The following is a 5,982-nucleotide window of genomic DNA, read 5'->3' as shown; positions in this document are numbered from 1 at the left end:
GGACCGAGCCGAGCGCTTTTGCACCGGCGGTACGGTTGTCCGCATTCGGGTTGGGAGCCAGGAACGGAACCATGTTCCACATGAGAACGCCCTCGTGCAGTCCGGCAGAATCCCGTTCGATCCAGCACCGCTCGGCAGAGCTGTCGGGGTTGTCCACGGAAACAAAACCGGTGCCGTTATCGGAGAAAACGTCCTCTGCCGGGCGGTCGAGAACAAACAGGACGCGTGCCTGGTCGCCGGCGTCAGCCGGATCGAAGTGCGGGACGGGGGTGGAGCGAGTGGCTGCGTAGCCTGCCCGCCACTCTTCCAGGCTCTGAATGTGCGGCGCGGTCGCCAACATGGATTTGCGGTTCTCGAGAACCGCATCATCGGCCAGGGCTTGCGGGTGATCGAGGTACATACCTCCACTGTATCCGGGTGCAGTCACTTCGCATGCGTCGGGTTCCGAGTTATCTGCCCGCCAGGGGCTGCAGACGGGGCGGGGCCGTCTGGGAAGGCACCTCCGCCGGTGAAGAATCAGGCAGCTCGTGCCCAGGTGACGCTGTGGCCCCACCCGCCGTGGTCGACGTCCAGCGGGCGGCCGTCCCCGTCATAGCAGGTATCCACAGGTTCGCCGTAGGCCTCGCATCCGGTGTCCGTGCACCGCTCGGACAGGGTGCCGGAAAACACATTGGCGAACTCGAGTTCCCACTGATCCACCTGGCACAGCGCCCAGGCATCGCCGCCGTCGGCGAGGCTGCGGAGTTCCTCGATGGAGTACCTGCGCCCGCGTTCCGGGTGCCGGACAGCGGGCGGGGGAGTGATGGCGGAAGCAGATGATGTATTCATGCGACCAAGGTACTGCGCGGCTCTGACATTCCTGCCGGGCGGGGTCGGCGAGTCAGGAATCAGTCACTGACCAACCGGCCGCAGTGCTGATTGGACGGCTACGATATCCGGCCCGTACCGGGCGTCGTAGGTGCTCTGGAGAGTGCCGTCGTCGTACTCCACGGTGATGAAGAGATGGCCGTTCTCCACCCATGACATGAGCACGCCGCCGGGCTCCGCGCCCGCGAGCTCCTGCTGCAGTGCCTCCAGTTGGGCCTCGCTGCCGGCGCCGGGGTTGGCGGGGTCGGTGCGTGGATCAATAGTCGCCGGAGGGTCGTAGAGGGCCAGCGGAACAGGCGGTTGGGTCAGCGTGAAGGCGGTGCCGTCCCAGGTTCCCTGCACGGCGTAGGTGCCCCAGGTGACTCCCGCGGCGGTTTCCGACTGGTCCACGGCGGTCCAGTCCCAACCGATGATCTCAGGGCCGGAGCACTGGGGCGGATAGGACTCCATCACGGCTCCGAGGCACAGCCTCGCCATGCCGTCTCCATCCGAGATCACGGTGCCCTGCCCGATCAGTTCCTCCGAGCGCGACGGCGGGTCTGAGCCCGCGTTTCCGCCCGGCACTGCCACCGCACCGCACCCGGAAAGCAGCAGCGCGGCCGCCGCGGCGATGATGAGCGCTTTCACCACACTGTCTCCAGATCAGCGTGCACGGCAGCGAGCAGGCGCTCGCGGTCGTCCAGCAGATCGACGGGCCGTTCACCATGAAGGCAGCCGTTCGGAACGCAGAACCACTGCAGGATGTGACGGTCCTTCCAGCCACCGTCCAGGCCGATCTGCGCTACCTCGGCCACGATGGGACGCACCGTGCGTGCGGCGGCATCGAACTGGAATCCCGGATACAGGACGCGCCCGGCCTTGGTGGCGACGCCGAGGATCCGGCGTTCAGCGGCAAGGCAACCTGCAGGCGGCCAGCGCGGGCCAAGGAGCGCGTCCACCTCGGAACCGCTGAGTAGCCCGAATTCGAGCTCGATCGCGACCCACCGCGCGCAAGCCGCCCTGATGGACCGGGACAACGCGTCCTGGTAAGCAGTCGCCTCACGTACGACCCTGGGGGAGCCGCCTCTCATAGAGACAACGTACTGCTAGCGCGCGGTCAATTGAACACTTGATGGACAATCGACATCGAAACGCTACCTGGCGGAATTACGACGACGGCGCGCAGGCCTCATTCAGTGACTCCACCGACTCCGCGGGCACCTCGTCCCCGGCCGCGGCGATATCCCGAAGCGGGTCGGTGATCTCAGCAGGAACCCCGGCTGTCTCGGCTGCGTCGACCAGCGAACCGAGCACTTCCGCATCCTCCGCGCTGATATTGCTGTCACTGACCAGGGCGCAGACCTGGGACTCAACTTCTTCTGCGGCCGCCCCCGCCACCTGGGAAGCGGCGTCGCCGGCTATCCCGCCGGCAGTTTCCTCGATTTGGTTGCATCCCATGAGCAGGGCGGAAAAGGGCACGAGCAGGAACAGCGCAACGAGTTTCTTCACGATTTCCACTCTACGGGGAGTGCTCCGGCCACGGCGCCGCTGCTACCGGTCCAGGTCCTCCGGTTCAAACTGGCTCAGCGGCGATCCGCCGAAGTTGGCGCCGTCATCGCTTGCGTCGACTTCCTCATCGCTCATCGGGTCACCGAAGTCGACGTCAGCCGCAGCCTCGCCGATGGTCGGTTCTTCCGGCGGAACCTGCTCCTCGCCCTCACGGAAGCGGGCTTCCTCGGTCTCGTCGCGCAGGCTCTGGTCGCTTTCCTCCAGGCCGGCGCCGGCTCCCGGCTCATCCTGCAGCAGCGGATCCTGCTGCCAGTTGTCGGGGTTGTTCTCCGCGGCAGTGGGGTAGCTGTCCGGCTGCCCGTCCTTCACCGGGTCGAGAGCCTCCGGCGCAATCGACTCATCCACTGCGTCCGGCTCCTCGCCGACCACGGTCAGTTCCTCATCGGGAAGATTCTCAGTCATGATCGATCCTTTCGACGATTGCACTTCGGAGCGACGCCCCGTAACCAGTAAGCCTACTGATCATTTGGATGCCCGGCCAGTCCCGCGGGGCCTGCGGATGCTCCGAAGACCCCGCCGGCGAGTTAGCTGCCGGCGTGATCCCGCCAACTGTGCCGCGGTTCGAATCCGAGCACCCGCCGGGCCTTGTCGATGGACAGGAGCGTCTCATGCTCGCCTACGTCCCTGACCACTTCGACGTCGGGAAACACCTCGGCAGCAAGGGAGGCGCTCGAGCGGCTCATCACAGTGTCTGATGCCGCGATGATGAACCGGTCGAAACCGTTCTGCGCGTTTTCCAGGGCGCGCAGAACGGCCTGGGCACCGTCCCGACCGTCGATGTAGCCCCACAGGTTCCACTTCCGCAGCATCGGATCCGAATCAAAGGAGGGGAAATCGGCGTAATCCTCGGGGTCCATCACATTGGAAAACCGCAGGGCGGTGATGCTCAGTGCCGGGTCCCAGCGGGTGAGCTGGATGGCCATCTGCTCCTCGAGGTGTTTCACCAGCGAATAGGTGCTCTCGGGGCGGGCGTCATACTCCTCGTCGACCGGGATGTACGGCGGCGCCTCATCGAACGGCAGCCCGAGGACGGTCTCGCTGGAGGCGTAGACAATCCTCGTGACCCCAGCCCGCCTGCACGCCTGGAAGACGTTGTAGGTGGCCAGCATGTTGTTGTGGAAAGTGGCCGCATCCGCCCGAAGGCCGGGAGCCGGGATGGCCGCCAGATGCACGACGGCGTCAAAACCCGAGTGCCGGTCATCCACTCCCAGAATGGCGTCCACAACATCGCCGTAGTTGGTGAGGTCGATTGCGAGGAAATCCCGTCCGCGCTCGCCCTGCAGGTCAAGGCCGAGCGCCTCATGCCCCGCCTCCTGAAGCCCGGCTACGACGCTGCGCCCCAGTTTGCCGCTGGAGCCGGTGACAGCAACCCTCATGACTGGCGCGTCTCGGGAGAGGTGGTCTTTGCCGGGTCGGTCTCGGCGAGGTGCCCGACTGCGTCATCGATCTTCTGCATCACCGCCGGGTCCAGCTTCACCCCGGCGGCGGCAACGTTGGATTCGACCTGCTCAGGACGCGAAGCGCCGATGATTGCGGAAGCGACGTTGGGGTTCTGCAGGACCCAGGCGATGGCAAGCTGTGCCATCGTGAGACCGGCTTCCTCGGCGATCGGCTGGAGCTTCTGGACGCCGGTGAGGACGTCATCGGACATCCAGCGCTTGATCATGTCCGCGCCGCCCTTGTCGTCAGCTGCGCGCGAGCCCTGCTCCGGCGCCTGTCCCGGGGTGTACTTGCCGGTGAGCACTCCCTGTGCGACCGGGGACCAGACAATCTGGGAGATGCCGAGTTCCTCCGACGTCGGCACCACCTTTTCCTCGATCACCCGCCACAGCATTGAATACTGGGGCTGGTTGGAGATGAGCTGGAAGCCCAGCTCCCGGGCGAGTGCGGCTCCGTCCCGCATCTGCTCGGCCGTCCACTCGCTCACACCGATGTACAGCGCCTTGCCCTGCCGGACAACGTCGGCGAAGGCCTGCATTGTCTCCTCAAGGGGTGTCTCGAAGTCAAAGCGGTGCGCCTGGTACAGGTCAACGTAGTCGGTCTGCAGCCGCTGCAGTGAGCCGTCAATCGATTCCATGATGTGTTTGCGGGACAGCCCGGTGTCATTGTGGCCCTTTGGGCCGGTGGGCCCATACACCTTGGTGAAGATTTCCAGCGACTGCCGGCGCTCGCCCTTGAGGGCTTCACCCAGAACTGTTTCTGCTGCCGTATTGGCGTAGACGTCCGCCGTGTCGAAGGTGCTGATGCCGGCGTCGAGCGCGGCGCGCACGCACTGGGCTGCGACGTCGTTCTCCACTTGTGAGCCGTGGGTCAGCCAGTTTCCGTAGGTGATCTCCGAGATTTTGAGTCCGCTGTTTCCGAGGTATCTGAATTCCATGCTTTCGATGCTATCCATGGAGTTCCCCGCCGGTACAGGGCCGCCCCTCCGGGCGTGGCCCCTCCAGCGCCAACGGCTAGACTGAATCGACCGCCTGCCGACCAGTTGTGATTGAGGACCATGGGTACGTTTACTGCGCGATTTGCCACTGAGGAAGAACGCAAGAACTGGGACTCGCTGGTCACAGCCAACCCAAACGGCGGCAACCTGCTGCAGTCGGAGGCTTTCGCCGAGGTCAAATCCCATCATGGGTGGCAGCCGCTGTTCGTCGCCTGCGAGTCAGCGGAATACACCACCTACAACCTGGTCCTTGAAAAGAAGGTCCCACTGCTCGGCAGCCTCTGGTACCTGATCAAGGGCCCGGACGTCGCAACTCCCGAGGACGTCCCGGCAGTACTGGACGCCTTCCGGACATTCATCAGGGAGTCGAAGCTGCCGGTCTTCGCGCTCAAGATCGAGCCGGACATCGAGGACAGCTCGGAGGTGCGTACCATCTTCCGCCGCGCGGGACTGGTCAAGGCGTTCAATCTCCAGCCCAACGACCACACGGCCATCCTCGACACGACGCCGGAACCCAGGCAGCTGCTGCGCAACCTCCACGCACGCGGGCGCAACGCCGTCCGGCGCGCCGAGCGGGAGGGAGTCACCGTTCAGCGGATGGAGCCCACCGAGGAGAATTTCCGCACGATGTACCGGTTGATGGCGCACATTGAGGACCGGTCGGCGGCCCGGCTGCGCTCGTTCGAGTACTACCGGCGGTTCTGGTCCAACTTCGTGGCCGCGGGACAGGGCCGGCTCTACTTCGTCCACGAGGACGGCGAACCGTCGGTCGGTGCGTTTGTCATCAACTACGGCCGCAAGGGCACCTATAAGGACGGCGGGTCGAAGCCCGGACGCTCGCAGTACGGTGACTCGCACCTTCTCCAATGGAGGGCCATCAACGACCTCAAGGAGGAGCACAATATCGTCGAGTACGACTTCTGCGGGACGCCTCCGAGTGATCAGCTGAAGGACAAGAGCCACCAGCACCACGGCCTGGGCCTGTTCAAGACCAGCTTCACCAAGACGGTCACGGACTTTGTGGGGTGCTACGACCTGGTGCTCAGTCCCATGAAGTACCGTGCGTGGCAGAAGTTGGGCGAACGGGTCCTGCGGCAGGTCTACTGGCGGCGCACCCACCAGCCGTTCTA

The 5,982-nt window shown here is 64.9% G+C and carries 8 protein-coding genes and 1 pseudogene; 1 reads left to right on the top strand and 8 read right to left on the bottom strand.

Features of this window, described 5'->3' with window-relative positions; genetic code table 11:
* The 8 genes and pseudogenes from X803_RS22205 to X803_RS0107670 all read right to left on the bottom strand — a co-directional run.
* A pseudogene (locus X803_RS22205) lies at window positions 1–400 on the bottom strand (uracil-DNA glycosylase); the annotation flags it as partial.
* A 116-nt stretch (window positions 401–516) separates the two neighbouring features.
* Window positions 517–828: a hypothetical protein gene (locus X803_RS0107700; RefSeq protein WP_026544691.1), complete on the bottom strand. Its 312-nt coding sequence runs from the start codon at window positions 826–828 to the stop codon at window positions 517–519.
* A gap of 63 nt (window positions 829–891) precedes the next feature.
* The gene (locus tag X803_RS0107695; RefSeq protein WP_026544690.1) at window positions 892–1,497 is read right to left on the bottom strand and encodes a hypothetical protein; all 606 of its coding nucleotides are present in this window, start codon (window positions 1,495–1,497) and stop codon (window positions 892–894) included.
* The gene (locus X803_RS21000) at window positions 1,491–1,937 is read right to left on the bottom strand and encodes a hypothetical protein (RefSeq protein WP_156930001.1); all 447 of its coding nucleotides are present in this window, start codon (window positions 1,935–1,937) and stop codon (window positions 1,491–1,493) included. Before X803_RS21000 ends, X803_RS0107695 begins: the two co-directional genes overlap by 7 nt.
* 76 nt (window positions 1,938–2,013) lie before the next feature.
* The gene (locus X803_RS0107685) at window positions 2,014–2,355 is read right to left on the bottom strand and encodes a hypothetical protein (protein WP_343299612.1); all 342 of its coding nucleotides are present in this window, start codon (window positions 2,353–2,355) and stop codon (window positions 2,014–2,016) included.
* Window positions 2,356–2,397: 42 nt separating this feature from the next.
* A complete protein-coding gene (locus tag X803_RS0107680; protein WP_026544687.1) occupies window positions 2,398–2,817 on the bottom strand; it encodes a hypothetical protein in 420 nt (139 codons plus the stop codon).
* A 122-nt stretch (window positions 2,818–2,939) separates the two neighbouring features.
* Entirely contained in the window at window positions 2,940–3,791 is an 852-nt protein-coding gene (locus X803_RS0107675) for an NAD-dependent epimerase/dehydratase family protein (RefSeq protein ID WP_026544686.1), read from the bottom strand.
* Entirely contained in the window at window positions 3,788–4,792 is a 1,005-nt protein-coding gene (locus tag X803_RS0107670; protein ID WP_026544685.1) for an aldo/keto reductase family protein, read from the bottom strand. The genes X803_RS0107675 and X803_RS0107670 overlap by 4 nt, the downstream gene beginning before the upstream one ends.
* Window positions 4,793–4,912: 120 nt before the next feature.
* On the opposite strand from X803_RS0107670, the gene X803_RS18565 reads away from it, so the two are divergent.
* Window positions 4,913–5,982: lipid II:glycine glycyltransferase FemX (locus X803_RS18565; RefSeq protein ID WP_035778203.1), on the top strand; the 1,070-nt coding region annotated here is incomplete at its 3' end.

It is taken from the genome of Arthrobacter sp. 35/47, assembly GCF_000520475.1.
In the GTDB taxonomy this organism is placed as follows: Bacteria; Actinomycetota; Actinomycetes; order Actinomycetales; family Micrococcaceae; genus Arthrobacter_D; species Arthrobacter_D subterraneus.
Note: the sequence above shows the minus strand (reverse complement) of the source record. Positions and strands in the feature narration are given on the sequence as shown.

Bases quoted from the DNA above. Each gene is read 5' to 3' on its own strand.
- X803_RS0107680 (WP_026544687.1), bottom strand. From the start codon at position 2,817: ATGACTGAGAATCTTCCCGATGAGGAACTGACCGTGGTCGGCGAGGAG.
- X803_RS0107670 (WP_026544685.1), bottom strand. From the start codon at position 4,792: ATGGAATTCAGATACCTCGGAAACAGCGGACTCAAAATCTCGGAGATC.
- X803_RS0107675 (WP_026544686.1), bottom strand. From the start codon at position 3,791: ATGAGGGTTGCTGTCACCGGCTCCAGCGGCAAACTGGGGCGCAGCGTC.
- X803_RS0107700 (WP_026544691.1), bottom strand. From the start codon at position 828: ATGAATACATCATCTGCTTCCGCCATCACTCCCCCGCCCGCTGTCCGG.
- X803_RS21000 (WP_156930001.1), bottom strand. From the start codon at position 1,937: ATGAGAGGCGGCTCCCCCAGGGTCGTACGTGAGGCGACTGCTTACCAG.